Raw genomic sequence first — 24284 nt, 5'->3', positions numbered from 1 at the left:
GTGCCAGTCATGGCGTTCACTCGTCCGGGGGGCGCCGGACGGGGTCGTCGTCGGCGGGGCGGGCGCCGCTCAGTGCCCGACGAGGCGGGCGTTCGCGCGGTCGAGCACGCCTGCGCGCTCGATGAGGTTCCCCTGGAACAGCGTGAAGCCGAGGTCGCGGGCGTGGGCGAGCGAGCTGCCCTGCTCCACGTACTCGGCGATCAGCAGCGCGCCGAACGACCGCGCGACCCGGACCACGGGGTGCCCCTCGACGTCGAGGTCGCGGACGTCGACCTTGACGAAGTCGGCGTGGGGGAGCAGTCGACGCTGCTCGGGGTGGTCGGCGAACGCCGGGACGGCGATCCGGAAGCCGCGCTCGCGCAGGCGCCGCAGGCCGGCGATGACCGTGCCGTCGATCTCGGTGGTCGTGCTGACCTCGATGACGAGGCGGTCGGGCCGGGGCGGCACCGGCAGGTCGCCGACGAGGTAGGCCCGGGGGCAGCGGACGAACAGCAGCCGTCCGTGGGCGACCGACTCCAGGTCGGTCCTGCCGAAGGTCGCGCGGAGCACGTGCGCGGTCGCGCGCTCGTGGTCGAGGGCGCCCCAGCGGCTGACGAGCTCGGGGTGGTGCCCCGGTGCGCGGTAGGACACCTGGTACGCGAAGGGGCGCCCGTGCGAGGAGTAGATCCCCTGGCGGGCGACGAGCACGGGCTCGTTCGAGACGTGCGTGGCCCAGGCGTCGCGCAGCTCTGCCGGGATCGCTGCGTCGACCGCCGCGCCCAGCTGGTCGAGCGCCGACCCGTCCTCCGATGTCATGATGACTATGACATCACATCTTGGGGCTTGTGATCCCCCCCGTAGCGGGTGGAAAACTAGGGTCCGTCCCGTTCGCGGGAAGCCGCCGGGCGGAAGGAGCGCGCCCGCGTGGTGCTCCACCGGTGTCAGCGGTGCCCCGGGTGCCGTCGACCGTTCGACCCCGATCGCAACGACAGGAGACCGTCACCATGAAGAAGTCCCTCACCGCTGCACTCGCCGCCCTCGTCCTCGCAGGTTCGCTGGCTGCCGCCGCTCCTGCGGTCGCTGCGGGCTCGACGGTCCACGGCGGCATCGGGTGCTGCAAGAACGCCCTCTGACCGACCCCTCGGACCTGCTCCGCACCGGGTGCGGCCCGGCCCCCCGGGGTCGATGTCGCGCCCGGTGCACGCCCGCGGCACGCGGGTGATCCTGTGACTTTCCCGCAAGTTGGGCGTGGGGGATGTCTTCGGGGATCGTCACACGTAGAATGACCGACCATGACGACTATCGGTGACCGTGTGCGCGAGTCGCGGCTGGCGGCCGGGCTCTCCCAGACCGCCCTCGCCGGCGAGGCCTTCTCACCCAGCTACATCTCGCTGATCGAGGCCGGGCACCGCGACCCGACCGACTCGGCGCTGACGGTGCTGGCCGAGCGGCTCGGCACGACGCTCGAGTACCTCAAGCACGGCGAGGACGGCCCGAACGAGGCCCGGACCCGTCTGGAGCTCGACTACGCGCGCCTCGACCTCGCGAACGGCGACGCCGCCGCCGCGGCGCGACGGATCGCCGAGCTCGACCTGAGCGTGGTCACCCCGACCCTGCGGGTCGACGCCCTCGCCGCGCTCGCCCGGGCGCACGAGCTGTCCGGAGAGCTCGAGGACGCGATCGGGCTCCTCGAGCCGCTCCTCGCCGAGACGCAGGGGCGCGCCGACCACCTGCGCTCTGCCTCCATCGCCATGGCCCTGGTGGGCTGCTACCTCGAGGCCGGCGACCTGCACCGCGCGGTCGAGGTCGGCGAGCACCAGGTCGAGGCCCTCGACCGCGCCGACCTGGTCGGCACCGACGAGCACCTGCGCCTGGCGTCCACCGTGCTGTGGGCGTACGTGGAGCGCGGCGACCTGCTGTACGCGACGCACCGGGCTGCCGAGCTCGTGCGGCTCGCGGAGTCGCTCGGCACCCCCCGCGGGCGGGGGAGCGTGTACTGGAACGCGGCGTTCGTCGCCGAGCAGCGCCGCGACTACGACCTGGCGCAGCGCTACACCGAGCGCGCTCTCGCCCTGCTCTCCGAGGGGGAGCCGGACCGCGACCTGCCGCGCCTGCGGCTGAACTACGCCTGGCTGCTGCTGCGGTCCGAGCCCGCCGAGCCCCAGGCCGCCCTCGACCAGATCCGGCTCGCAGAGCCGGGTCTGCGGGCGATCGCGTCGATCCTCGACACCGCGCGCCTGCTCGTCGAGCGGTCCCGTGCGCACCTGCTGCTCGACGACGCCGAGGCGGCGGAGCGTGACGCGCGCGACGCGCTCACGGTCCTCGGCACCGGTCCCCGGTCGGCGGCGGCGATGGCGCGGATCGCGCTCGGCGACGTGCTGGCCGCCCGGGGTGACCTCACGGGCGCGGCGGCCGAGTTCGGTGCCGCGGCGGACCTGCTCGGCATGATGTCCGCGTCGCGCCAGTCGGCCGCCGTGTGGCGCGACCTCGGCGACCGCTACCTGCGCCACGGCGACGCCGAGGCGGCCGCGCGGGCGTTCGACCGGGCGCTGCGCGAGGCCGGGTTCCGCGCGTCGGCCCCGGCGGGCGCGCCGCACGAGACGTGGTCGATCGGCTGACGTCGCCCGGCCACGGCTGCCCCGCACGTCGCAGGCCCCGCCGCCCTTCCGGGAGGCGGGGCCTGCGTGCGTCTGCGCCCGGAGCAGCGGACGTCGCGCGGGCAGCACGAAGGGCGCCACCCTGGCGGGATGGCGCCCTTCGGCACTGCTGGTCGTGGTGACCGTCACGGGGCGGTGGAAGCGCGCCGTGACGGGTGCGCGGCCGACGCGGGCCGCGCGGCGACCTCAGATGCTGCTGACCGACTTCGCCAGGGCCGACTTCTTGTTCGCGGCCTGGTTGGTGTGGATGACACCCTTGGAGACGGCCTTGTCGAGCTTGCGCGTCGCGGCCTGGAGCGCCGTGCCGGCCGCGTCCTTGTCACCGGCGGCGACGGCCTCGCGGACGCGTCGGACGTACGTCTTCAGCTCCGACTTGACGGCCTTGTTGCGCAGGCGCGCCTTCTCGTTGGTGCCGATGCGCTTGATCTGGGACTTGATGTTCGCCACGTGTGGACTCTCTGGTGTGTTCGCCGAAGCGTTCGGAACAGGTCGTAGAGGGCGGCGCAGCGCCTGGACTGGGGCGTGGGGACACCCGTGCAAATGGCCTGCGCCTGTGCCCGCCGACCCCGGGCGGACACGCGGGTCAAGATCCTACCAGCCGTGCAGCCGGCCGGCCGCCTCGACGACCTCGTCGAAGACCGCACGGTCGAGCGCCGCACCCTCGCGGCGCACCGCCTCCCGGTCGAGGCGCAGCACCCGGTCGAGCCGCACCTCGCTCGCGCGGCGTCGTGGGTCCCACCCGCCCGTCCCGACGTCCATCCACACGCGCCCCCACCGGGCCTCGTCCGCGGCGTCGCGGTCGTGGTCCTTGCTGGTGAGCATGAGCGCGACGAGCGTGCGCCCCTCGCGGGAGAGCACCAGCACCGGCCGGTCCTTGCCCCGGGCGGGGTCGTCCTCGAACGCGACCCAGGCCCACACGACCTCGCCCGGGTCGGGCTCGCCGTCCGGCCGCGGGGCGTACGCCGGACGGACCGTTCCGCCACCCGCCGGTGCCGTCGCACCCGCCGACGGCGCGGGGCGGGGACCCGGACGCGTCGTCGCGGACGGGCGGGAGCCCCGGTCGGGTCGCCCGCGGGGCGGTGCCGCCGGCGGCGCTGCGCGACCCCCGGAGCGGCCCGCGCCCCCGGACGCCTCGGACCCGCCCGTGAGGGTCCGCAGGACCCCCCGGAGCACGTCACGGAGAACCGCCGACCACCCTCGCGCTGCCACGCCCGCACCCTAGCCGCCACGTAACGCGACGTTGACACGCGACGACTACGGTGACCTGCATGGCGGACCTGTTCGACGACTACCCGGCAGGGCCGGCCTGGGACGAGATGATCGGCCCGGACGGCGACGTCCACGCGGCCTACCGGCACGTCCACCGGGCCCTGGCGACGCTGTCCGACGGCGAGCTGCGCGCCCGCGCCGACACCCTCGCCCGCTCCTACCTCACGCAGGGCGTGACCTTCGACTTCGCCGGCGAGGAACGCCCGTTCCCGCTCGACGTCGTGCCCCGCGTCCTCGGCGGCGACGAGTGGGAGCACGTCGCCCCCGGCGTCTCGCAGCGCGTACGGGCGCTGGAGGCGTTCCTCGCCGACGTCTACGGCGCGCAGAAGGCGGTCGCCGACGGGGTCGTCCCGCGGTCGGTCATCGTCTCCTCCACGCACTTCCACCGCGCCGTCCGGGGCGTGCAGCCCCCCAACGGGGTCCGCGTGCACGTCTCCGGCATCGACCTCGTGCGCGACTCCCTCGGCGGGTGGCGCGTGCTGGAGGACAACGTGCGGGTGCCCTCGGGCGTCAGCTACGTGCTGTCCAACCGCCGCGCGATGGCCCAGACGTTCCCCGAGCTGTTCGCGACGCTGCGGATCCGCCCCGTCGTCGACTACTCCCGGCGCCTGCTGTCCGCGCTGATGGCCGCCGCGCCGCCCGGCGTCGACGACCCGACCGTCGTCGTGCTGACCCCGGGGGTCTTCAACAGCGCCTACTTCGAGCACTCGCTGCTGGCCCGGACCATGGGCGTCGAGCTCGTCGAGGGACGCGACCTGTTCTGCGCCGGCGGGCGCGTGTGGATGCGCACCACGCAGGGCCGGCGCCGCGTCGACGTGATCTACCGCCGCGTCGACGACGAGTTCCTCGACCCGGTGGTGTTCCGCTCCGACTCGCTGCTGGGCTGCCCGGGCCTCATGACCTGCGCACGCCTGGGCAACGTGACCATCGCCAACGCGGTGGGCAACGGCGTCGCCGACGACAAGCTGCTGTACACGTACGTGCCGGACCTCATCCGGTACTACCTGCACGAGGAGCCGATCCTGCCCAACGTCGACACGTGGCGGCTCGAGGACCCCGGCGCGCTCGAGGAGGTCCTGGACCGGCTCGACGAGCTCGTGGTCAAGCCCGTCGACGGCTCGGGCGGCAAGGGGCTGGTGGTCGGCCCGCGCGCGAGCCGCGCCGAGCTGGACACGCTGCGCGACCGGCTGCGCGCCGACCCGCGCGGCTGGATCGCCCAGCCCGTCGTCCAGCTCTCGACCGTGCCGACCCTCGTCGAGGACGGGCTGCGTCCCCGGCACGTCGACCTGCGCCCCTTCGCGGTCAACGACGGCGACAACGTCTACGTGCTGCCGGGCGGGCTCACGCGCGTCGCGCTGCCCGAGGGTCAGCTCGTCGTCAACTCCTCCCAGGGCGGCGGGTCGAAGGACACCTGGGTGCTCGGCGGCCGCGTGCCGCGGCGCGCCCAGGCGCAGGCCGGCGGGCAGTCGCTGCCGCAGGCGGTCCCCAAGGACGCGGCCGTGCCCATCGACGCGAACCCCGACGACGTCCGGGTGCAGGTCATGCAGCAGCAGCAGCAACGGGTGGACGGGGGTGCGACGTGCTGAGCCGCATCGCGGAGTCGCTGTTCTGGATCGGGCGCTACGTCGAGCGGGCGGACGACACCGCGCGCCTGCTCGACGTGCACGTGCAGATCCTCCTCGAGGACCCCTGGGCCGAGGAGGACCTCGCCTGCCGCTCCCTGCTGTCCGTCATGGACCGCCCCGCGCCCGCGTCCGAGGTCGTCGTCGGGCGCGAGCAGGTGCTCGACGTGCTCGCGTACGACCGGTACTCCCCGTCGTCGATCGCCGGGGCGCTCGTCTCCGCCCGCGAGAACGCCCGCCGCGCCCGCGAGATCGTCTCGACCGAGCTGTGGGAGTGCCTCAACACCACCTGGAACCAGCTCCCGTCGCACATGCGCCCGGCCCGCGCCCACGACTACTTCGGGTGGGTCCGCGAGCGCGCGTCCGTCGTCGCCGGGATCATGGACTCCCAGACCTCGCGCGACGAGACCTGGCACTTCATGGTCCTGGGCCGCTCCATCGAGCGAGCCGACATGACCGCGCGCCTGCTCACCACCCGGGCGCTCGCGGGCTCGGCCGGTCCCTCGTGGGCGACCCTGCTGCGCTCGTGCGGTGCGCACGAGGCGTTCCTGCGCACGTACCGCGGCACGGCCTCCGACGAGCGCGCCGCCGGGTTCCTGCTGCTCGACCGGCTGTTCCCGCGGTCCATCGTCCACGCGCTGCATCAGGCGGAGGCGTGCCTGACGGGCCTGGAGCCGGTCACCGACCGGGCGGGCGTCGACGACGCGCGCCGCCACATCGGCCACGTGCGCACCAGCCTGGAGTACCGCCCCCTCATGGAGATCCTCGACGACCTGCCGCGTGAGATGGAGCGCGTCCAGCGCGCCTGCTCGGCCGCCTCCGACGCGATCAGGGGCCGGTACTTCCCGTCCGGCTCGGCCACGACCTGGGTGGGGGAGGCGCTGTGAGCCGCCTGCGGATCGTGCACACGTCGTCGTTCCGGTACCCGGCGCCGGTCACCGCCTCGTACAACGAGGCCCGGATGACACCGGTGTCCCAGCCCGGGCAGAGCGTCCTCGAGACGCGCGTCGACATCCAGCCGCAGACGTGGTCGCACGACTACCGCGACTACTGGGGCACGCAGGTCACGGCCTTCGAGGTGCTCGCGCCGCACCAGGCGCTGGTGCTCACGGCCGAGCACGTCGTCGACGTGACCGACCGTCCCGGCACCCCCGTGCCCGGCACGTCCTGGGAGGTGCTGCGCGGGCCCGAGGTGCGCGACCGGCTGGCCGAGCACCTCGCGGACACCCCGACGACCGCACCGCCCGCGGAGGTCGTCGCGCTCGCCGCGGCCGCCGCCGAGGGGCTCGAGCCCGCCGAGGCCGCGGTCGCGGTGTGCCGCGCGCTGCGCGACCGGCTGGAGTACATCCCCGGCGTCACGACCGTGCACACGCCCGCCGCCGAGGCCTGGGAGGCCCGCACCGGCGTGTGCCAGGACATGGCGCACCTCGCGCTGGGCGCGCTGCGCTCCCTGGGCATCCCGGCCCGGTACGTCTCGGGGTACCTGCACCCCGCCCAGGACGCGGAGATCGGCACGACCGTGACGGGCGAGTCGCACGCGTGGGTCGAGTGGTGGGCGGGGGAGTGGACGGGGTACGACCCGACGAACCGGGTCCCCGCCGGCGAGCACCACGTGATCCTGGGGCGCGGGCGGTCGTACGACGACGTCCCGCCGCTGCGGGGCGTGTTCGCCGGTCCGCAGGCCGACGAGCTGGCCGTGGTGGTCCGCATCACCCGCGAGGCCTGAGCCCGGCCTCGCCCCCGGGGCCTCCTGTCGCCGCGGGGTCCCCGTCGCCGTCCACGGGGACGACGTCGGGGACCCGCACGCGACGGACGTCAGGGGACCAGCCGGGACGTCAGCAGCGCCTCGAGCGCCGAGGCCTCGCCGCGGACCGCGAGGGCGGGCGCGTCGGCGGGGAGGCGGCGCCACAGGAGGAGCGCGAGCGCGTCCGCCGGGGCGCGGACCTCGACCCGGGGCGCCGTGCCGGGGTCGTCGGCGCCGGCGGCGGCGAAGGTCCACGACCGGTCCGCGTCGACGGCGTGCAGGTCGACCCGCACGGGCAGCGGCGGCGTGCGGCCGAGCGCGACCTGCCGCGGCTGCATGACGGTGACGACCTCGTCGACCGTGTCGGCCCACACGGCCGGGTCGGCGTGCGTGGGGCTGCCGGTCGCCGTGCGCAGGTCCCACAGGTGCACGAGCGTCTCGTGCACCTGGCGCCGGTGCCAGAACGCGACCGGGCCGGGGCCGAGCAGGGTGGACGCCGTCGCGTCCGGGGCGAGCGTGCGCAGCGTGGTCAGGAGCTCGGTGGCGCACGTGCCGTAGAGCTCGGGCAGATCGAACGGGCCGCGCCCCAGCGGCGCCTCGCGGCGCCGTGCGGCCTGGCCGGCCGCCCAGTGGTGGATGCGGGCGAGGTGCACGACCAGGTCCCGCACGCGCCACCGGCCGCACCACGGCACCGGCGTCCGCGGGTCGGCCGCACGCACGCCCGCGAGGAACGCGTCCTGGAGCCCGGCGAGGACGTCGAGGTACGGCTGCGCGGTGCCCGGGACGAGGACCGGCGGCGACGCGTCGGCCGGGGGACCGCCGGCCGCGGGGACCGGCCCGTCGACCGGCCCGTCGACCGGCTCGTCCACCGGGGAGGTGCCGGGGTGCGCGCGCATGGGACGATGGTGCCGCAGACCGCCGACACGGCGCGCCCCCGGCGCCCGGTCGTGGTCGTCCGCCGACCGTCCGGCGCCGTCCCGGCGCCCACCGAACCCCCACGGAGCCCTGAGCGCGTGTCCCCGATCCCGAGCGCCGCCGCGACCTCGCGCATCCTGCCGGCCGCCACGCCGCCCGAGCTGCTGCGCAACTTCTGCATCATCGCGCACATCGACCACGGCAAGTCGACGCTCGCCGACCGCATGCTCCAGCTCACCGGCGTCGTCGACGCCCGCGCCATGCGCGCGCAGTACCTCGACCGCATGGACATCGAGCGCGAGCGCGGCATCACCATCAAGTCGCAGGCCGTGCGCATGCCCTGGGAGGTCGACGGCACGCCGTACGCCCTCAACATGATCGACACCCCCGGCCACGTCGACTTCACGTACGAGGTGTCGCGGTCGCTCGCGGCGTGCGAGGGCGCGGTGCTGCTCGTCGACGCCGCGCAGGGCATCGAGGCCCAGACGCTGGCGAACCTGTACCTCGCGCTGGAGAACGACCTGCAGGTCATCCCCGTGCTCAACAAGATCGACCTGCCGGCCGCGCAGCCCGAGAAGTACGCGGAGGAGCTCGCCGGGCTCGTCGGCGGCGACCCCGCGGACGTCCTCAAGGTGTCCGGCAAGACGGGCGTGGGCGTCACCGAGCTGCTCGACCGCATCGTCGAGCTCGTGCCGGCGCCGGTCGGGGACGCGGACGCCCCCGCCCGCGCCATGATCTTCGACTCCGTCTACGACACCTACCGCGGCGTCGTGACGTACGTGCGGGTGGTCGACGGCAGCCTCAGCCCGCGCGAGCGGATCGCCATGATGTCGACCCGCGCCACGCACGAGCTCCTGGAGATCGGGGTAATCTCGCCCGAGCCCGTGCCGACCAAGGGTCTGGGCGTCGGCGAGGTCGGCTACCTCATCACCGGCGTGAAGGACGTGCGTCAGTCCAAGGTCGGCGACACGGTGACCAACTCGGCCAAGCCCGCGGCCGACGCCCTCGGCGGGTACTCCGACCCCAAGCCGATGGTGTTCTCCGGGCTGTACCCGATCGACGGGTCCGACTACCCCGTGCTGCGCGACGCGCTCGACAAGCTCAAGCTCAACGACGCGGCGCTCAACTACGAGCCCGAGACGTCCGTCGCCCTGGGCTTCGGGTTCCGGGTGGGCTTCCTCGGGCTGCTGCACCTGGAGATCGTGCGCGAGCGCCTCGAGCGCGAGTTCGACCTCGACCTGATCTCCACCGCGCCCAACGTCGTCTACGACGTGACGATGGAGGACCGCACGCAGGTCCACGTGACGAACCCCAGCGAGTTCCCCGGCGGCAAGATCCGCGAGGTCCGCGAGCCCGTGGTCAAGGCGACGATCCTGACGCCCAGCGAGTTCGTCGGCACGATCATGGAGCTGTGCCAGTCCAAGCGCGGCGACCTGCAGGGCATGGACTACCTGTCCGAGGACCGCGTCGAGATGCGGTACATGCTGCCGCTGGCGGAGATCGTCTTCGACTTCTTCGACGCCCTGAAGTCGCGCACCCGCGGGTACGCGAGCCTGGACTACGAGGCCGTCGGCGACCAGGTCGCGGACCTGGTGAAGGTCGACATCCTGCTCCAGGGCGAGCAGGTCGACGCCTTCAGCGCGATCGCGCACAAGGACAAGGCCTACGGCTACGGCGTGATGATGACGGCCAAGCTCAAGGAGCTCATCCCGCGCCAGCAGTTCGAGGTGCCGATCCAGGCGGCGATCGGGTCCCGCATCATCGCCCGCGAGACGATCCGGGCCATCCGCAAGGACGTCCTGGCCAAGTGCTACGGCGGTGACATCACCCGCAAGCGCAAGCTGCTGGAGAAGCAGAAGGAGGGCAAGAAGCGCATGAAGACGATCGGCCGGGTCGACGTGCCGCAGGAGGCCTTCATCGCCGCGCTGTCCTCCGAGCCCGCGGGCTCCAAGGACGGCAAGGACAAGGACGCGAAGAAGAAGTGACGGGCGGGCCGGCGTGAGCCCGGCGCTGCCCGAGGGGGACGTGCCGCCCGACGACGGCGCGCTGCCGACGTCGGTGCTCGACGGTGCGCAGCGGCGCGCGTTCGGGGTGTACCTGCACGTCCCCTTCTGCGCGGTGCGCTGCGGCTACTGCGACTTCAACACGTACACGGCCACCGAGCTGGGCGGCGGGGCCAGCCAGGCCGCGTACGCGGCGACCGCGCTCGACGAGATCGCCCTCGCGGCCCGCGTGCTGCGGGACGCGGGGCTGCCCGCGCGTCCCGTGCAGACGGTGTTCGTCGGCGGCGGCACGCCGACGCTGCTCCCGGTCGACGACCTCGTCCGGCTGCTCGGCGGGGTGCGGGACGCGTGGGGCCTGGACCCGGGCGCGGAGGTCACCACCGAGGCGAACCCCGACTCCGTGACGCCCGACGGGCTGGCGCGCCTCGCGGCCGCCGGGTTCACGCGGGTCTCGTTCGGCATGCAGTCCGCGGTGCCGCACGTGCTCGCCACGCTCGAGCGCACGCACGACCCGGCCCGCGTGCCCGACGTCGTCCGGTGGGCCCGCGACGCCGGCCTGCGGGTCTCGCTCGACCTCATCTACGGCACGCCGGGGGAGTCCCTGGCCGACTGGCGGCGCAGCGTCGAGGCCGCGCTGGCGACCGGCGTCGACCACGTCAGCGCGTACGCCCTGGTGGTGGAGGCGGGCACGCGCATGGCCGGGCAGGTGCGGCGCGGGGAGCTGACGCTGCCCGACGAGGACGACCAGGCCGCCAAGTACGAGCTCGCCGACGACCTGCTGACGGCGGCCGGGCTGGGCTGGTACGAGGTGAGCAACTGGGCGCGCACGCCCGCGGACGCCTCGCGGCACAACCTCGGCTACTGGCGCGGGGACGACTGGTGGGGCGTGGGTCCCGGGGCGCACAGCCACGTCGGCGGCACCCGCTGGTGGAACGTCAAGCACCCGCGCGCGTACGCCGACCGGCTGGCCGCGGGCCGCAGCCCGGCCGCGGGGCGCGAGAGCGTCGACGCGGCCACGGCCCGGCTGGAGCGGGTCATGCTGGGCGTGCGGATCGCCGAGGGCCTGCCCCTGGACGACCTCGACGCGACCGCGCGCGCGACCGTCGCCGGACTGGTCGCCGACGGGCTCGTCGACGCGCGGGCCGCGCTCGGGGCGGACGGGCCGCGGCGCGTGCTGCTCACCCGCCGCGGGCGGCTGCTGGCGGACGCGGTCGTGCGGGCGCTGGTCGGCTGACCGACGCTCCCGTCCCGACCCCGTTACCCGTCAGGAGGCGGGCATCCCCGTCAGGAGACGAAGCGGATCGTCACCGGGTAGCGGTACCACTCCCACCGGCTGGCGGCCACGGCGGCGAGGACCTGCAGGACCAGCGCCCCGAGGTAGACGGCGAAGGGCGCGAGCACGACGATCCCGAACGTCACCGCGACGGCCACGAGCGACACCAGCAGCGCGATCAGCACCGTGAGCTGGAAGTTCAGCGACTCCTTGGCGTGGTGCTCGAGGAACGGCCCGCGCCCGCGGAACACGAGCCACACCACCAGCGGGCCGAGGAAGCTCACACCCACCAGGGGCAGCAGGTGCACGAGGATCGCCCACGTGCGCTCGTCCTCGGGGCGCAGCGGCGGCGCGGGGACCGGCTGGTAGGGCGGCTGCTGCGGCTGCTGCTCGAAGGACGGCGTGCTCATCGGACCAGCTCCAGGCTCAGGGGGTACCGGGCGGGCCGCCCGGCGTTGACGGCCACGGCGGCCATGACGGACAGCACCAGGCTCGCGATCCCCAGCGCGACCGCGGCGACCCACCCCACGAACCCGAGCAGCGGGATCTCCCCGACGATCCGCGCCGCGACCAGGGCGACCAGCACCGTGAGCTGGAAGTTCAGGGCGACGGCGGCCTCCCGCGCCACGGCGTGGTCGCGCTCGCGGTGCACGAGCCAGACGACCAGGGCCACGACCCAGCCGGCCCAGAAGTACGCGAGGATCCCGCCGAGGTGCGCGAGCACCGCCCACGGGGTGCTCGACGGGGTGCCCGACGAGGCGGGCGGGCCGGGCGGCGGGTAGGACACGGGGCGGTCTCCAGGGGTCGTCGGGCGGTGCGGGCAGCGTACCGGGCGGGGGGTCGGCGCGCGGCGTGGAGCCTTGACACGGTCTGCCCCGCTTCGGTTCGCTCGGGACGGGCGTGATCACGCCCACCTGGTGACCGGAGGTCATGATGAGCGAGAACCCGGGCGGTCAGCCGCCGCGCGACGACGACCCCACGCCGCCGCCCCCGCCCGGCGGGTCGTACCCGCCCCCGGCCTACGGCCAGCCCGCCGGCGCCCCCGGCCCGACGCCGCCGCCCGGTGCCGCCCCGCCCCCTGCGGGCGGGTACCCGCCGCCCGGCGGCGCGTACCCTCCGCCGGCCCAGCCCTACGGGCCCGCCCCGACGGCGGGACCCGGCGGCTACGGCGCCGCCGGCTACGCCCCGCAGGGGCCGCGCGTGGACGCCGGGGCTGCGTTCTCGTGGGCGTTCTCGGCGTTCGGTCGCAGCTGGGGCGCCTGGGTGCTCGGCGGGGTCGCGTGGTTCCTCGTCATCGCCATGGTCGTCAGCGTCGTCGCGCTGGTGTTCGGCGGCTTCGGCGCGCTGATCGGTGCCGGTGGCGGTGACACGAGCATGTTCGCGGGCTTCGGCGCGAGCCTGGCCTACGCCGTGGTGTCCGCCGTCGCGGTCCTGCTGGGTGCGCTGTTCACGGGGTCCTTCGTGTCCGCGGCGCTCAAGGTGGCGGACGGACGCCCGATCAGCGTCGGGGACATGTTCGACTTCTCCCGCGTCGGGCCGGTCTTCGTCGTCGGGCTGCTGTTCGCCGCGGCGAACTTCGTGGCGAGCCTCATCCCGTTCCTCGGCTGGATCCTGTCGATCGCGGTCGTCTACCTCGGGTTCTTCGCCTACCACCACGTCCTCGACCGGGGGCTGGCGCCGATCGACGCCGTGCGTGCCTCCGTGCAGATGCAGACCCGCGACGTCGGCTCGACGATCCTCGTGGTGCTGCTCGCGTGGGTGGCCGTCGCCGTGGGGAGCGCCCTGTGCGGCATCGGCGCGCTGGTCGGCGTCCCGGTGGCCGTGCTGCTGTCGGTGTACGCGTTCCGCCAGCTCACCGGCGGGCCCGTGGCACCCGCCTGACCCGTCGTGCCTGCCCGTCTCCGCCCGCCCGCGCCCCGTGCCGGCGGGCGGAGACGTCCCAGGGCTCGGGCGGTCAGGCGGTGACGAAGTCGATGAGCTCCTCGACGCGTCCGAGCAGGCTCGGCTCGAGGTCGGCGTAGCTGCGCACCGAGCGCAGGATCCGCTGCCACGCGCGGGCGACGTCGGCCTGGTCGGCGGCCGGCCAGCCGAGCTCGCGCAGGATCCCGTGCTTCCACTCGGTGCCGCGCTCGATCGTCGGCCACGCGTCGAGGCCGAGCCGCTGCGGCCGCACGGCCTGCCAGACGTCGACGTACGGGTGGCCGAGCACCAGCACCGACCCGGTCGGGGTGCCGCGGACCGCCTGGGCGGCGATCCGGCTCTCCTTGGACCCGGGCACCAGGTGGTCGACGAGCACCCCGACGCGCCGGTCGGTCGTGGGTCGGAAGTCGCGCAGCGCGTCGGCGAGGTGGTCGACGCCGTCGAGCAGCTCGACGACGACGCCCTCGACGCGCAGGTCGTCGCCCCAGACCTTCTCGACGAGCTCGGCGTCGTGCTTGCCCTCGACCCAGATGCGCGACCCGCGGGCGACCCGTGCGGGCGCGTCGGGCACGGCCCGCGAGCCCGACGCCGTGCGGGCCGGTGCGGCGGGGGCACGGCGGGCGACGGGGGCGGTGAGCACCACCGGGGCCCCGTCCACCCAGAACCCGGGCCCGAGGGTGAACGTGCGGGTGCGCCCGCGCCGGTCCTCCAGCACGACGACGTGCAGGCCGCCGGACTTCTCCACGCGCACGACCGCGCCGACCCACCCGGACTCGACGTCCTCGACGACGAGCCCGCGCTCGGCGGGCTGCTCTCGGGCCGTCGGGCGCGGCGCGTGGTGGGCGGTCGGGCCGGTGGACAGGACGTCCGATCCGTAGCGGTCGCTGGTCACCGGGGCACTGTAGGGCGCGGGGCCCACGGACGCCGCGCGGCCGGCCCGGCGCGTCGGCGGGGCGGGGTGCACCCTGGTGCCCCGCGGCGGGACGCGTAGGATTGGCACTCGGCAGCCGCGAGTGCTACCGGTCGGGGCCCGCGGGCACCGGCCGCACGCCCGCGGAGCCGGCCCGGACGACGAGGCGAGGAGGTGGCGATGAGCGACGACAGGCGGCTGGACGTGCTGCGCGCGATCGTCGAGGACTACGTCGCCACCCGTGAGCCCGTCGGCTCGCGGGCCCTGACGGAGCGGCACCGCCTCGGGGTGTCGCCCGCGACGATCCGCAACGACATGGCCGCCCTGGAGGACGCCGGGCTCATCCACCAGCCCCACACGTCGGCCGGCCGGGTGCCGACCGACCTGGGGTACCGGGTGTTCGTCGACCGCCTCTCGACCGTCAAGCCGCTGTCCCCGGCGGAGAAGCGGGCCATCGGCGCGCTGCTGGAGGAGGCCGTCGACCTCGACGACGTCATCGACCGTGCGGTGCGTCTGCTGGCCCAGCTCACGCAGCAGGTCGCGGTCGTGCAGTACCCGTCGCTGCGCCGCTCCGCGCTGCGGCACGTCGAGCTCGTGCCCGTCGGCCCGCGGCACCTGCTCGTGGTGATCATCACCACCACCGGCCGGGTCGAGCAGCGCACGGTCGAGGTGCCGCAGGACCTCGACGAGGCGGTCGTCGCGAGCCTGCGGGTGCGGCTGAACCTCGCCGCGGCGGGGCTGCGCCTGGCCGACCTGGACGTGGCGCTGGCGGCGCTCGTCGACGAGGTCGGCACCGACGGCGCCCCCCTGGCCCGCGCGGTCGTCGAGGTCGTCGCGCAGACCCTCGCGCAGGAGCGCGAGGAGCGCGTCGTCGTCGCCGGCGTCGGGCACCTGGCCCGGACGGCCGGCACGGACTTCACGCACACCCTCGGCCCGGTCCTCGAGGCCCTCGAGGAGCAGGTGGTGCTCATGCGCCTGCTGTCGGAGATGGCCGAGGACGGCGCCGGCGTGGCCGTGCGCATCGGCCGCGAGACCCAGCACGAGGGCCTGTCGGAGACGAGCATCGTGACCAGCGGCTACGGCGGCGAGGGGTCGGCCGTGGCCCTCCTCGGGTCCGTCGGGCCGCTGCGCATGGACTACCCCGGGACGATGTCGGCGGTGCGGGCCGTGGCCCGCTACCTCACGCGCATCCTCGCCGGCTGACCGGCTACGGCACCACCCCACCGACATCCCCGCACCGATCGCGCCGGCCCGCCGGCGACCACGACCAGGAAGCGAGCCCCACCGCACGTGACCGACTACTACGAGGTCCTCGGGGTGCCGCGCGACGCGGCGCCCGAGCAGATCAAGAAGGCCTACCGGCGCCTGGCCCGCGAGCTGCACCCCGACGTCGCGGGTGCCGACCCGCAGGCCGAGGAGCGCTTCAAGGACGTCTCGCGCGCGTACGACGTGCTCGGCAACGCCGACAAGCGCCGCGCCTACGACATGGGCGCCGACCCCGCGTCCCCCGGCGGCGGTGCCGGCGGCGGGTTCGGGTTCCAGGACATCTTCGAGACGTTCTTCGGCGCCGCGGCCGGCGGTGCCCAGCGCGGGCCCGCGTCCCGGGCCCGGCGCGGCCAGGACGCGCTGGTGCGCCTCGACCTCGACCTGGCCGAGACCGTGTTCGGCGTGCACCGCGACATCCAGGTCGACACGGCCGTGCTCTGCCCGACGTGCGGCGGCACGTGCTGCCGCCCGGGCACGTCGCCGCGCACCTGCGAGGTCTGCGCGGGCCGCGGCTCGGTGCAGCGCGTCGCGCGCTCGTTCCTCGGTCAGGTCATGACGACCCAGCCCTGCGCCGCGTGCCACGGCTTCGGCACCGTCATCCCCGAGCCCTGCACCGAGTGCGCCGGCGAGGGGCGCGTGCGCTCGCGCCGCACGCTCTCGGTGGACGTCCCCGCGGGCGTCGACACCGGCACCCGCATCAAGCTCACCGGGCAGGGCGAGGTCGGCCCCGCCGGCGGCCCGGCCGGCGACGTCTACCTCGAGGTGCGCGAGCGCAAGCACGAGACGTTCGTGCGCAAGGGCGACGACCTGCACGCCACCCTCGAGGTGCCGATGACCGCGGCCGCCCTGGGCACCGTGCTCGCGCTCGACACCCTCGACGGCGAGCGGGAGATCGACCTGCGCCCGGGCACGCAGCCCGGCCAGGTCGTGACCCTCAAGGGCCTGGGCGTCGGGCACCTGCACGTCGGCGGGCGCGGCGACCTGCACGTGCACGTCGACGTGGCGGTCCCGCTGCCCGCCGACGACGAGCAGACCGAGCTGCTGCGGCGCCTGGCGGCCCTGCGCGGCGAGGAGCGCCCCGACGCGCGCCTGGCGGCCGCGAACCCGGGGGTGTTCGCCAAGCTGCGCGACAAGCTCGCGGGCCGGTGAGCGCACCGGTCTTCCTCGTCGAGCCCGGCGACCTCGCGGACGTCGTGGCCGGCGGCGAGCTCGTGCTCACCGGGGCCGAGGGGCGGCACGCGGGCGTCGTGCAGCGCAAGACCCCCGGCGAGCGGGTCGACGTCGTCGACGGTGCGGGCGTGCGCGCCGTCGGCACGGTCGCGGACGTGCACCCCGACGGCGTGCGCGTCGCCGTGCTCCGCGTCGACGTCGAGCCCGAGCCCGCACCGCGGCTGGTGCTCGTGCAGGCTCTCGCCAAGGGCGACCGCGACGAGATGGCGATCGAGGCGGCGACCGAGGTCGGCGTCGACGCGGTCGTGCCCTGGCAGGCGGAGCGCTCCATCGTCATCTGGCGCGGCGACCGCGCGCAGAAGAGCCGCCAGCGCTGGGTCGGCACCGTGCGCGCGGCGACCAAGCAGGCCCGCCGCGCGCGCACCCCGGACGTGGACCACGCCCTGGACGGGCGGGGCCTGCGCGAGCGCACCGCCGCGACCGTCGCGGCCGGCGGTGCCGTCCTCGTCCTGCACGAGGAGGCCACCGTGCCGCTCGCCGACGTGGACCTGCCCGTCGCCGGGGACCTGCTCGTCGTCGTCGGGCCCGAGGGCGGCATCAGCGCCCGCGAGACCGACGACCTCGTCGCGGCCGGCGCGCGGACCGTCCGGCTCGGCCCGCACGTGCTGCGGACGTCGACCGCCGGGCCCGTCGCCCTGGCCCTGCTCGCCCAGCGCCTGGGCCGCTGGGGCTGACCGTCGTGCTCCTGGGCTCACCGCCGTGCCGCTCAGGGCCGGTGCGGGCGAGGGCCGGCGCACCCGGACGCAGGTGCACCGGCCCCGCCGTGGCCCGTCCGGCGCGTGACGGGTGGGGCGCCGGACGGGACGTCGCTCACCGGGCGTCGCTGCCCCCGTCCTCGACGGCCGCGCGGCCGGCCTCCAGCCGGGCGATCGGCACCCGGAACGGCGAGCACGACACGTAGTCGAGCCCGGCGCCGTGGAAGAACCGGATCGACTCCGGGTCGCCGCCGTGCTCCCCGCACACGCCGAGGCCGATGCCCGGACGGGTGGCCCGGCCCTCGGCGACCGCGACCTCGACGAGGCGCCCGACGCCCCGCACGTCGATGGTCTCGAACGGCGACACCGCGAGCACGCCGTTCGCCGTGTACTGCGCGAAGAACGCCCCCTCGACGTCGTCGCGGCTGAAGCCCCACGTGGTCTGCGTGAGGTCGTTCGTGCCGAACGAGAAGAACTCGGCCTCCTCGGCGATGCGGCCCGCCGTGAGCGCGGCGCGCGGCAGCTCGATCATGCAGCCCACGGGCAGCGTCAGGGGCACGCCCCGGTCCGCGCCCACCTGTGCCATGGTCGCCAGGGCCCGCTCGCGCACGATCCGCAGCTCCTGCACCGAGCCGACCAGCGGCACCATGACCTCCGCGTGCGGGGACCCGCCGGCGGCGATCCGGTCGGCCACCGCCTCGCAGATCGCCCGCACCTGCAGGTCGAACAGCCCCGGCACCACCAGGCCCAGGCGCACGCCGCGCAGCCCGAGCATCGGGTTGGCCTCGTGCATGCGCTCGACGGCCGCGAGCAGCCGCTCGTCGTCCGGGTCGACGTGCCCGCGCTCGCGGTCCACCGCGACCTTCACCGAGAGCGCGGTCAGGTCCGGCAGGAACTCGTGCAGGGGCGGGTCGATGAGCCGGATCGTCGTCGGCAGCCCGTCCATGGCCTCGAGCAGCTCGACGAAGTCCGCGCGCTGCAGGGGGAGCAGCGCGTCGAGCGCGGCCTGCCGCCCGGCGTCGTCGGAGGCCAGCACGACCCGCTCGACGAGGACGCGGCGCTCGCCGAGGAACATGTGCTCCGTCCGGCACAGCCCGATGCCCTGGGCCCCCAGGCGGCGGGCGCGCCCGGCGTCGGCCGCCGTGTCGGCGTTGGCGTGCACGCGCAGCCGCCGCACGGTGTCCGCGTGCGTGAGGATCCGGTCGACCGCGCGCACCAGGTCGCGCGTCTCCTCGTCCGCCGCCTCGGCCAGCGCCACGTCCAGGCCGTCCTCGAGGTACCGGCTCACGGGTGAGGGCACCACGGGGACGTCGCCGACGAACACCTCGCCGGTCGTGCCGTCGAGCGCCACGACGTCGCCCTCGTGCACCGTGCGCCCGCGGGCGGTCACCGTGCCGGCCTCGGTGTCGATGACGAGCTCCTCGGCGCCGACGACGCAGGTGCGGCCCATGCCCCGGGCCACCACGGCCGCGTGGGACGTCTTGCCGCCGCGGGCCGTGAGCACCCCGACCGCGGCGATCATGCCGCCGAGGTCGTCGGGGTTGGTCTCGCGGCGCACCAGCACCACGTCCCGTCCCTGCGCGGCCCACTCCTCGGCCCGCGCCGGGTCCAGGACGACCTGCCCCACGGCGGCGCCCGGCGACGCCGGCATCGCGCGCGTCAGCAGCTCGGCACCGGCGACGTCGGCGGCGAACTGCGGGAACAGCAGCTGCGAGAGCTGCGCGCCGCTGACCCGCGCCAGGGCCTCGTCCATGGTGATGAGGTGCTCGTCGACGAGCTGGCACGCGATCCGGAACGCCGCCGGCGCCGTGCGCTTGCCCACCCGGGTCTGCAGCATCCACAGCTTGCCGCGCTCGATGGTGAACTCGATGTCGCACAGGTCGCGGTAGTGCGTCTCCAGCCGCCGCATGGCCTGGCGCAGCTCGGCGTACGCCGCGGGGTCGACGCCCTCGAGGTCCGCCAGCGACAGCGTGTTGCGGATGCCCGCGACCACGTCCTCGCCCTGCGCGTTGACCAGGTAGTCGCCGTAGTCGCCCGTGCGGCCCGTCGCGGGGTCGCGCGTGAAGGCCACGCCCGTGCCCGACGTCGGGCCCAGGTTGCCGAACACCATCGTGCACACGTTCACCGCGGTGCCCAGGTCGTCGGGGATCCGCTCCTTGCGGCGGTACAGCCGGGCCCGCTCCGTGCCCCACGAGTCCAGCACCGCGACGATCGCCAGGTCGAGCTGCTCGCGCGGGTGCTGGGGGAACTCGCGCCCCGACTCGTCCCGGACGATCTGCTTGTAGGTGTCGACCAGCCCGCGCAGGTCGGCGGCGTCCAGGTCGACGTCCGCGCTGACGCCCCGGGCCGCCTTCGCCTTGTCGAGCGCGTCGGCGAACAGGTCGGCGTCGATGCCCAGCACCGTCCGCCCGAACATCTGGACCAGCCGACGGTAGGAGTCCCACGCGAAGCGCTCGTCGCCCGACAACGACGCCAGGCCCTGCACCGACGCGTCGTTGAGGCCCACGTTGAGGACCGTCTCCATCATCCCGGGCATCGAGAACTTCGCGCCCGAGCGCACCGAGACCAGCAGCGGCTCGTGGAAGTCCCCGAGCCGCCGGCCGAGCGTGTCCTCCAGGTGCCGCACCGCCATCGTCACCTCGACGCGCAGCTCCGGCGGCACCTCCCCGGTGCGCATGTACGCCCGGCAGGCCTCGGTCGTGATCGTGAAGCCCGGCGGGACGGGCAGCCCCAGCCGGGTCATCTCCGCGAGGTTCGCCCCCTTCCCGCCGAGCAGGTCCTTCTGGTCCTTGTCGCCCTCGCTGAAGTCCCTGACGTAGCGGGCCATGGTGCCTCCTTCGTCGCAGCCACCGCACCGGGCCCCCTCGCCCGGCGTCTGGCCCCAGTGTTCTCCGGTCCACGACGACGCGCCGGGGGACGAAGGGCCCACGCGGGTGCCCGTCGCGTGCGTCGTCGACCCGGCACCCGCCCGGGGCGTCGGTAGACTCGGCCGAGACCGCCGCGCACGTCCCGGCGGCCAGGTGCCCGGTCCGCCGGGACGCACCCCACGAGCCGAAGGAGCGCACGGCACCCCGCCGAGCACATGACTGAGACCTCATCACCGCACCCGCGCGTGGAGCACCGCGTCACCGTGCCCGCCGAGGTCTCGATGGTCGAGCTCCTCGGGCAGCGCGACGAGGTGCTGCGCGCCGTCGAGGACGGCTTCCGCACCGTCGACGTGCACGTGCGCGGCAACGAGGTGACCCTCGCCGGCACCCCCGGGGACGTCGCCCTCGTGACCCGCCTCGTCGACGAGCTCGTCGACATGGCCGCCGCCGGCACCCCGCTGAGCCCCGACGTCGTGCGCCGCACCGTCACCATGCTCGCGGCCGGCGCCGACGCCCGGCCCGCCGACGTCCTGACGTTCAACATCCTGTCCTCGCGCGGGAAGACCATCCGCCCCAAGACCGCGGGGCAGAAGGACTACGTCGACGCGATCGACCGGCACACCGTGACCTTCGGGATCGGCCCCGCCGGCACCGGCAAGACGTACCTGGCCATGGCCAAGGCCGTGCAGGCGCTGCAGGCCCGCCAGGTCAACCGCATCGTGCTGACCCGGCCCGCCGTCGAGGCCGGCGAGCGCCTCGGGTTCCTGCCCGGCACCCTCGCCGACAAGATCGACCCCTACCTGCGGCCGCTGCACGACGCGCTGCACGACATGGTCGACCCGGAGTCGATCCCGCGGCTCATGGAGGCCGGCACCATCGAGGTCGCCCCGCTGGCGTACATGCGCGGGCGCACCCTCAACGACGCGTTCATCATCCTCGACGAGGCGCAGAACACCTCGACCGAGCAGATGAAGATGTTCCTCACGCGTCTGGGCTTCGGCTCCAAGGTCGTCGTCACCGGCGACGTCACGCAGACCGACCTGCCGTCCGGCACGACGTCGGGCCTGCGCGTCGTGGAGAGCATCCTGGCCGACGTGGACGACGTCGCGTTCTGCCGGCTGAGCTCCCACGACGTCGTCCGCCACCGCCTGGTGGGGGAGATCATCGACGCCTACGCGAGGTGGGACAGGTCATGAGCATCGAGGTCAGCAACGAGTCCGGGCACGAGGTCGACGAGGCGGAGTTCGCCGCGCTCGGCCGGTACGTGCTCGACGCGATGCACGTGCACCCGCAGGCGGACCTGTTCGTCCGCCTCGTCGACACCGACGCGATGAGCGACCTGCACGTGAAGTGGATGGACGAGCCCGGCCCGACCGACGTGCTCTCGTTCCCCATGGACGAGCTGCGCCCCGGCCGCGAGGGCGACCCCACGCCGCCCGGCGTGCTCGGCGACGTCGTCCTGTGCCCCGAGGTGGCCGCGACCCAGGCGCGTGCCGCCGGGCACTCCACGGTCGAGGAGCTCCTGCTCCTGACGACCCACGGGATCCTGCACCTGCTCGGCTACGACCACGCCGAGCCGGAGGAGGAGAAGGAGATGTTCGCCCTCCAGCGACGACTGCTCCTGACCTTCCTCGCCGGCCGATGACCGGGACGCCCGTCGCGCTGCTGCTCGCCGTCGCGGTCGTCGGCTTCGTGCTCGCGGCCGCGCTGTCCGCCGGCGAGGTCGCGGTGCTGCGGGTCACGCGCTCGCGGGTCGCCGAGCTCGAGGCCGAGCGGCACCGTGCCGCCGGGCGGGTGCTGCGCCTGGTCGAGCAGCCCGAGCGGGTCGTGGCCGCGGCGTCGTTCGTGCGGATCCTCGCCGAGACGGCCGCCGCGGTCTGCCTGACGCTGGCCATCAGCGCCGGGAGCCTGTCGTGGTGGGCCACCGCGCTGCTGGCCACCGCGGCGTGCGGCGTCGTGGCGTTCGGGCTCGTGCGCGTCAGCCCGCGGTCCATGGGCCGCCGCCACCCGGCCGGCGTGCTGACCGCGCTGTCGGGCCTGCTGCTGGCCGTCGCGTGGCTGGCCCCGGTGGTCTCGCGCGCGCAGCCGGCGGGCGAGGGGCCCAGCGAGCAGGACGAGGACGAGCTGCGCGACATGGTCGAGCGCGTCAGCGAGTCCGAGGCCATCGAGGACACCGAGCGGGAGATGTTCCGCTCGGTGCTCGAGCTGGGGGACACGCTCACGCGCGAGGTCATGGTGCCGCGCACCGACATGATCACCACGCACGCGGACACCCCGCTGCACAAGGCGCTCGCCCTGCTGCTGCGCTCCGGGTTCTCCCGGGTCCCGGTCGTGGGCGACTCCGTCGACGACCTCGTCGGCGTGCTGTACCTCAAGGACGTCGTGCGGCGCCTGCCCGACCGCGGTGCCGCCGCGGCCGGCGACCCCGACCCGCTCGACGCGCCCGCCGCGTCGCTGGCGCGCACCCCGGTGTTCGTGCCGGAGTCCAAGCCGGTCGACGACCTGCTGCGCGAACTGCGCGACGGCTCCTCGCACATCGCGCTCGTCGTCGACGAGTACGGCGGCATCGCCGGCCTCGTCACCATCGAGGACGCGCTCGAGGAGATCGTCGGCGAGCTCACGGACGAGCACGACCCCAGCGCACCGGTCGTCGAGGACCTCGGGGACGGCGTCTACCGGGTGCCGGCACGGATGGGCCGCGACGAGCTCGGGGATCTGTTCGGCCTCGAGGTCGAGGACGAGGACGTCGACACCGCCGCCGGCCTGCTGGCCAAGGCGATCGGCAAGGTCCCGCTGCCCGGCTCCGCGGCCGACGTCCACGGCCTGCACCTGGTGGCCGAGCGTGCCGAGGGCCGCCGCAAGCGCCTGGCGACGCTGCTCGTCAGCCGGGCCCCCGACCCCGAGGCCGACGCCGACGACGCACGCACCCCTGGCCGCGGCACCGCCGCGCGCACCCCCGCCCGTGGCACGCCCCAGGTGCGCCCGACGTCCGCCTCGGAGGCGACCCGATGACCCACCGCTCCGGCTTCGCCTGCTTCGTCGGGCGCCCCAACGCCGGCAAGTCGACGCTCACCAACGCCCTCGTCGGGCAGAAGGTCGCGATCACGTCGGGCCGGCCGCAGACGACGCGGCACGTGGTGCGCGGCATCGTCCACCGCGACGACGCCCAGCTCGTGCTGGTCGACACCCCCGGGCTGCACCGGCCACGCACCCTGCTGGGCGAGCGGCTCAACGACCTGGTGCGCGACACGCTGACCGAGGTCGACGTCGTCGGGTTCTGCCTGCCCGCGAACGAGAAGATCGGCCCCGGCGACCGGTACATCGCCGAGCAGCTCGCACGACTGGCGCCCGAGGGCCGTGCCGGGACCCCGGTGGTCGCGGTCGTCACCAAGGCGGACCTCGTGCCGCGGGGCCGCCTCGCCGAGCAGCTCCTCGCCGTGGACGCGCTGGGGGAGTGGGCCGACGTCGTGCCCGTCTCCGCCCGCGACGGCTACCAGGTGGGCGAGCTCACCGAGGTGCTCGTGGGCCACCTGCCCGAGGGGCCGGCGCTCTACCCGGACGGCGAGCTGACGGACGAGCCCGAGCAGGTGATGGTCGCCGAGCTGGTGCGCGAGGCCGCCCTCGAGGGCGTGCGCGACGAGCTCCCGCACTCCCTGGCCGTCGTGGTCGACGAGATCGTCGAGCGCGAGGAGCCGGCCCGCGACGGCGTGCCGATGCTCGACGTGCGGGTGCACATGTTCGTCGAGCGCGACAGCCAGAAGGCCATCGTCATCGGCCGCGGCGGTGCCCGGCTGCGCGACGTGGGCACCCGCGCGCGCACGGAGATCGAGGCCCTGCTCGGCGCGCGCGTGTTCCTCGACCTGCACGTCAAGGTCGCCAAGGACTGGCAGCGCGACCCCAAGCAGCTCGGCCGGCTGGGCTTCTGATGGCGGTG

General features: G+C 75.0%; 23 protein-coding genes. 15 read left to right on the top strand and 8 right to left on the bottom strand.

From position 1 onward, the window contains the following. Positions 1 to 69: 69 nt before the first annotated feature. Complete coding sequence (locus tag BKA21_RS03345) at positions 70 to 795, bottom strand: EAL domain-containing protein (protein WP_140458642.1); 726 nt, start codon at positions 793 to 795, stop codon at positions 70 to 72. 188 nt (positions 796 to 983) lie between these two features. On the opposite strand from BKA21_RS03345, the gene BKA21_RS19225 reads away from it, so the two are divergent. Further along, positions 984 to 1112 carry a hypothetical protein gene (locus BKA21_RS19225; protein ID WP_255432406.1) on the top strand — a complete coding sequence of 43 codons (129 nt, stop codon included), beginning with the start codon at positions 984 to 986 and terminating at the stop codon, positions 1110 to 1112. Positions 1113 to 1271: 159 nt separating this feature from the next. Next, the gene (locus BKA21_RS03340; protein ID WP_140458643.1) at positions 1272 to 2597 is read left to right on the top strand and encodes a helix-turn-helix domain-containing protein; all 1326 of its coding nucleotides are present in this window, start codon (positions 1272 to 1274) and stop codon (positions 2595 to 2597) included. A gap of 225 nt (positions 2598 to 2822) precedes the next feature. Here BKA21_RS03340 and rpsT read toward each other — a convergent pair whose 3' ends face one another. Next, positions 2823 to 3083 (bottom strand): 30S ribosomal protein S20, encoded by a 261-nt coding sequence (gene rpsT, locus BKA21_RS03335; RefSeq protein ID WP_140458644.1) that lies wholly within the window; start codon positions 3081 to 3083, stop codon positions 2823 to 2825. A gap of 144 nt (positions 3084 to 3227) precedes the next feature. Continuing rightward, positions 3228 to 3554, bottom strand: a complete 327-nt coding sequence (locus BKA21_RS20330) for a type II toxin-antitoxin system PemK/MazF family toxin (RefSeq protein ID WP_140459166.1) — start codon at positions 3552 to 3554, stop codon at positions 3228 to 3230. A 350-nt stretch (positions 3555 to 3904) separates the two neighbouring features. On the opposite strand from BKA21_RS20330, the gene BKA21_RS03325 reads away from it, so the two are divergent. From BKA21_RS03325 to BKA21_RS03315, 3 genes are read left to right on the top strand one after another with little or no spacing between them, the layout of a single operon-like run. Beyond that, the gene (locus BKA21_RS03325) at positions 3905 to 5491 is read left to right on the top strand and encodes a circularly permuted type 2 ATP-grasp protein (protein ID WP_140458645.1); all 1587 of its coding nucleotides are present in this window, start codon (positions 3905 to 3907) and stop codon (positions 5489 to 5491) included. Further along, a complete protein-coding gene (locus BKA21_RS03320) occupies positions 5485 to 6414 on the top strand; it encodes an alpha-E domain-containing protein (protein ID WP_140458646.1) in 930 nt (309 codons plus the stop codon). The genes BKA21_RS03325 and BKA21_RS03320 overlap by 7 nt, the downstream gene beginning before the upstream one ends. Continuing rightward, positions 6411 to 7253 carry a transglutaminase family protein gene (locus tag BKA21_RS03315; protein ID WP_140458647.1) on the top strand — a complete coding sequence of 281 codons (843 nt, stop codon included), beginning with the start codon at positions 6411 to 6413 and terminating at the stop codon, positions 7251 to 7253. Before BKA21_RS03320 ends, BKA21_RS03315 begins: the two co-directional genes overlap by 4 nt. A gap of 89 nt (positions 7254 to 7342) precedes the next feature. Here the strand turns inward: BKA21_RS03315 and BKA21_RS03310 are convergent, their stop codons facing one another. Beyond that, a complete protein-coding gene (locus BKA21_RS03310) occupies positions 7343 to 8167 on the bottom strand; it encodes a maleylpyruvate isomerase family mycothiol-dependent enzyme (protein ID WP_140458648.1) in 825 nt (274 codons plus the stop codon). Between the two features lie 117 nt (positions 8168 to 8284). On the opposite strand from BKA21_RS03310, the gene lepA reads away from it, so the two are divergent. Further along, positions 8285 to 10171, top strand: coding sequence for a translation elongation factor 4 (gene lepA / locus BKA21_RS03305; protein ID WP_140458649.1), 1887 nt, complete (start codon positions 8285 to 8287; stop codon positions 10169 to 10171). Between the two features lie 13 nt (positions 10172 to 10184). Next, on the top strand, positions 10185 to 11423 hold the full coding sequence (gene hemW / locus BKA21_RS03300; RefSeq protein ID WP_140458650.1) for a radical SAM family heme chaperone HemW: 1239 nt from the start codon (positions 10185 to 10187) through the stop codon (positions 11421 to 11423). Between the two features lie 50 nt (positions 11424 to 11473). Here the strand turns inward: hemW and BKA21_RS03295 are convergent, their stop codons facing one another. After that, the gene (locus tag BKA21_RS03295; RefSeq protein WP_140458651.1) at positions 11474 to 11872 is read right to left on the bottom strand and encodes a DUF4870 domain-containing protein; all 399 of its coding nucleotides are present in this window, start codon (positions 11870 to 11872) and stop codon (positions 11474 to 11476) included. After that, positions 11869 to 12249 carry a DUF4870 domain-containing protein gene (locus BKA21_RS03290; RefSeq protein WP_140458652.1) on the bottom strand — a complete coding sequence of 127 codons (381 nt, stop codon included), beginning with the start codon at positions 12247 to 12249 and terminating at the stop codon, positions 11869 to 11871. Before BKA21_RS03290 ends, BKA21_RS03295 begins: the two co-directional genes overlap by 4 nt. 146 nt (positions 12250 to 12395) lie before the next feature. On the opposite strand from BKA21_RS03290, the gene BKA21_RS03285 reads away from it, so the two are divergent. Continuing rightward, a complete protein-coding gene (locus BKA21_RS03285) occupies positions 12396 to 13343 on the top strand; it encodes a hypothetical protein (protein ID WP_140458653.1) in 948 nt (315 codons plus the stop codon). 73 nt (positions 13344 to 13416) lie between these two features. Here BKA21_RS03285 and BKA21_RS03280 read toward each other — a convergent pair whose 3' ends face one another. Further along, the gene (locus BKA21_RS03280) at positions 13417 to 14274 is read right to left on the bottom strand and encodes a DUF3097 domain-containing protein (RefSeq protein WP_140458654.1); all 858 of its coding nucleotides are present in this window, start codon (positions 14272 to 14274) and stop codon (positions 13417 to 13419) included. A gap of 198 nt (positions 14275 to 14472) precedes the next feature. Here BKA21_RS03280 and hrcA point away from each other — a divergent pair, with 198 nt between their 5' ends. From hrcA to BKA21_RS03265, 3 genes are all read left to right on the top strand, one after another. After that, a complete protein-coding gene (hrcA, locus tag BKA21_RS03275; protein WP_140458655.1) occupies positions 14473 to 15495 on the top strand; it encodes a heat-inducible transcriptional repressor HrcA in 1023 nt (340 codons plus the stop codon). An 87-nt stretch (positions 15496 to 15582) separates the two neighbouring features. Next, on the top strand, positions 15583 to 16707 hold the full coding sequence (gene dnaJ / locus BKA21_RS03270; RefSeq protein WP_140458656.1) for a molecular chaperone DnaJ: 1125 nt from the start codon (positions 15583 to 15585) through the stop codon (positions 16705 to 16707). Beyond that, positions 16704 to 17462: a 16S rRNA (uracil(1498)-N(3))-methyltransferase gene (locus BKA21_RS03265; RefSeq protein WP_140458657.1), complete on the top strand. Its 759-nt coding sequence runs from the start codon at positions 16704 to 16706 to the stop codon at positions 17460 to 17462. Before dnaJ ends, BKA21_RS03265 begins: the two co-directional genes overlap by 4 nt. A gap of 136 nt (positions 17463 to 17598) precedes the next feature. Here BKA21_RS03265 and ppdK read toward each other — a convergent pair whose 3' ends face one another. Beyond that, entirely contained in the window at positions 17599 to 20310 is a 2712-nt protein-coding gene (gene ppdK, locus BKA21_RS03260; RefSeq protein ID WP_140458658.1) for a pyruvate, phosphate dikinase, read from the bottom strand. Between the two features lie 255 nt (positions 20311 to 20565). Between ppdK and BKA21_RS03255 the strand changes: the two genes are divergently transcribed. From BKA21_RS03255 to era, 4 genes are read left to right on the top strand one after another with little or no spacing between them, the layout of a single operon-like run. Beyond that, positions 20566 to 21546: a PhoH family protein gene (locus BKA21_RS03255; RefSeq protein WP_140458659.1), complete on the top strand. Its 981-nt coding sequence runs from the start codon at positions 20566 to 20568 to the stop codon at positions 21544 to 21546. After that, positions 21543 to 21995 (top strand): rRNA maturation RNase YbeY, encoded by a 453-nt coding sequence (ybeY, locus tag BKA21_RS03250; protein WP_140458660.1) that lies wholly within the window; start codon positions 21543 to 21545, stop codon positions 21993 to 21995. Before BKA21_RS03255 ends, ybeY begins: the two co-directional genes overlap by 4 nt. Continuing rightward, entirely contained in the window at positions 21992 to 23362 is a 1371-nt protein-coding gene (locus BKA21_RS03245) for a hemolysin family protein (protein WP_140458661.1), read from the top strand. Before ybeY ends, BKA21_RS03245 begins: the two co-directional genes overlap by 4 nt. Continuing rightward, entirely contained in the window at positions 23359 to 24276 is a 918-nt protein-coding gene (gene era / locus BKA21_RS03240; protein WP_140458662.1) for a GTPase Era, read from the top strand. The genes BKA21_RS03245 and era overlap by 4 nt, the downstream gene beginning before the upstream one ends. The last annotated feature ends 8 nt before the right edge of the window (positions 24277 to 24284 follow it).

The organism is Cellulomonas oligotrophica, from assembly GCF_013409875.1.
In the GTDB taxonomy this organism is placed as follows: Bacteria; Actinomycetota; Actinomycetes; order Actinomycetales; family Cellulomonadaceae; genus Cellulomonas; species Cellulomonas oligotrophica.
This window is presented reverse-complemented; position numbering and strand designations above follow the sequence as displayed.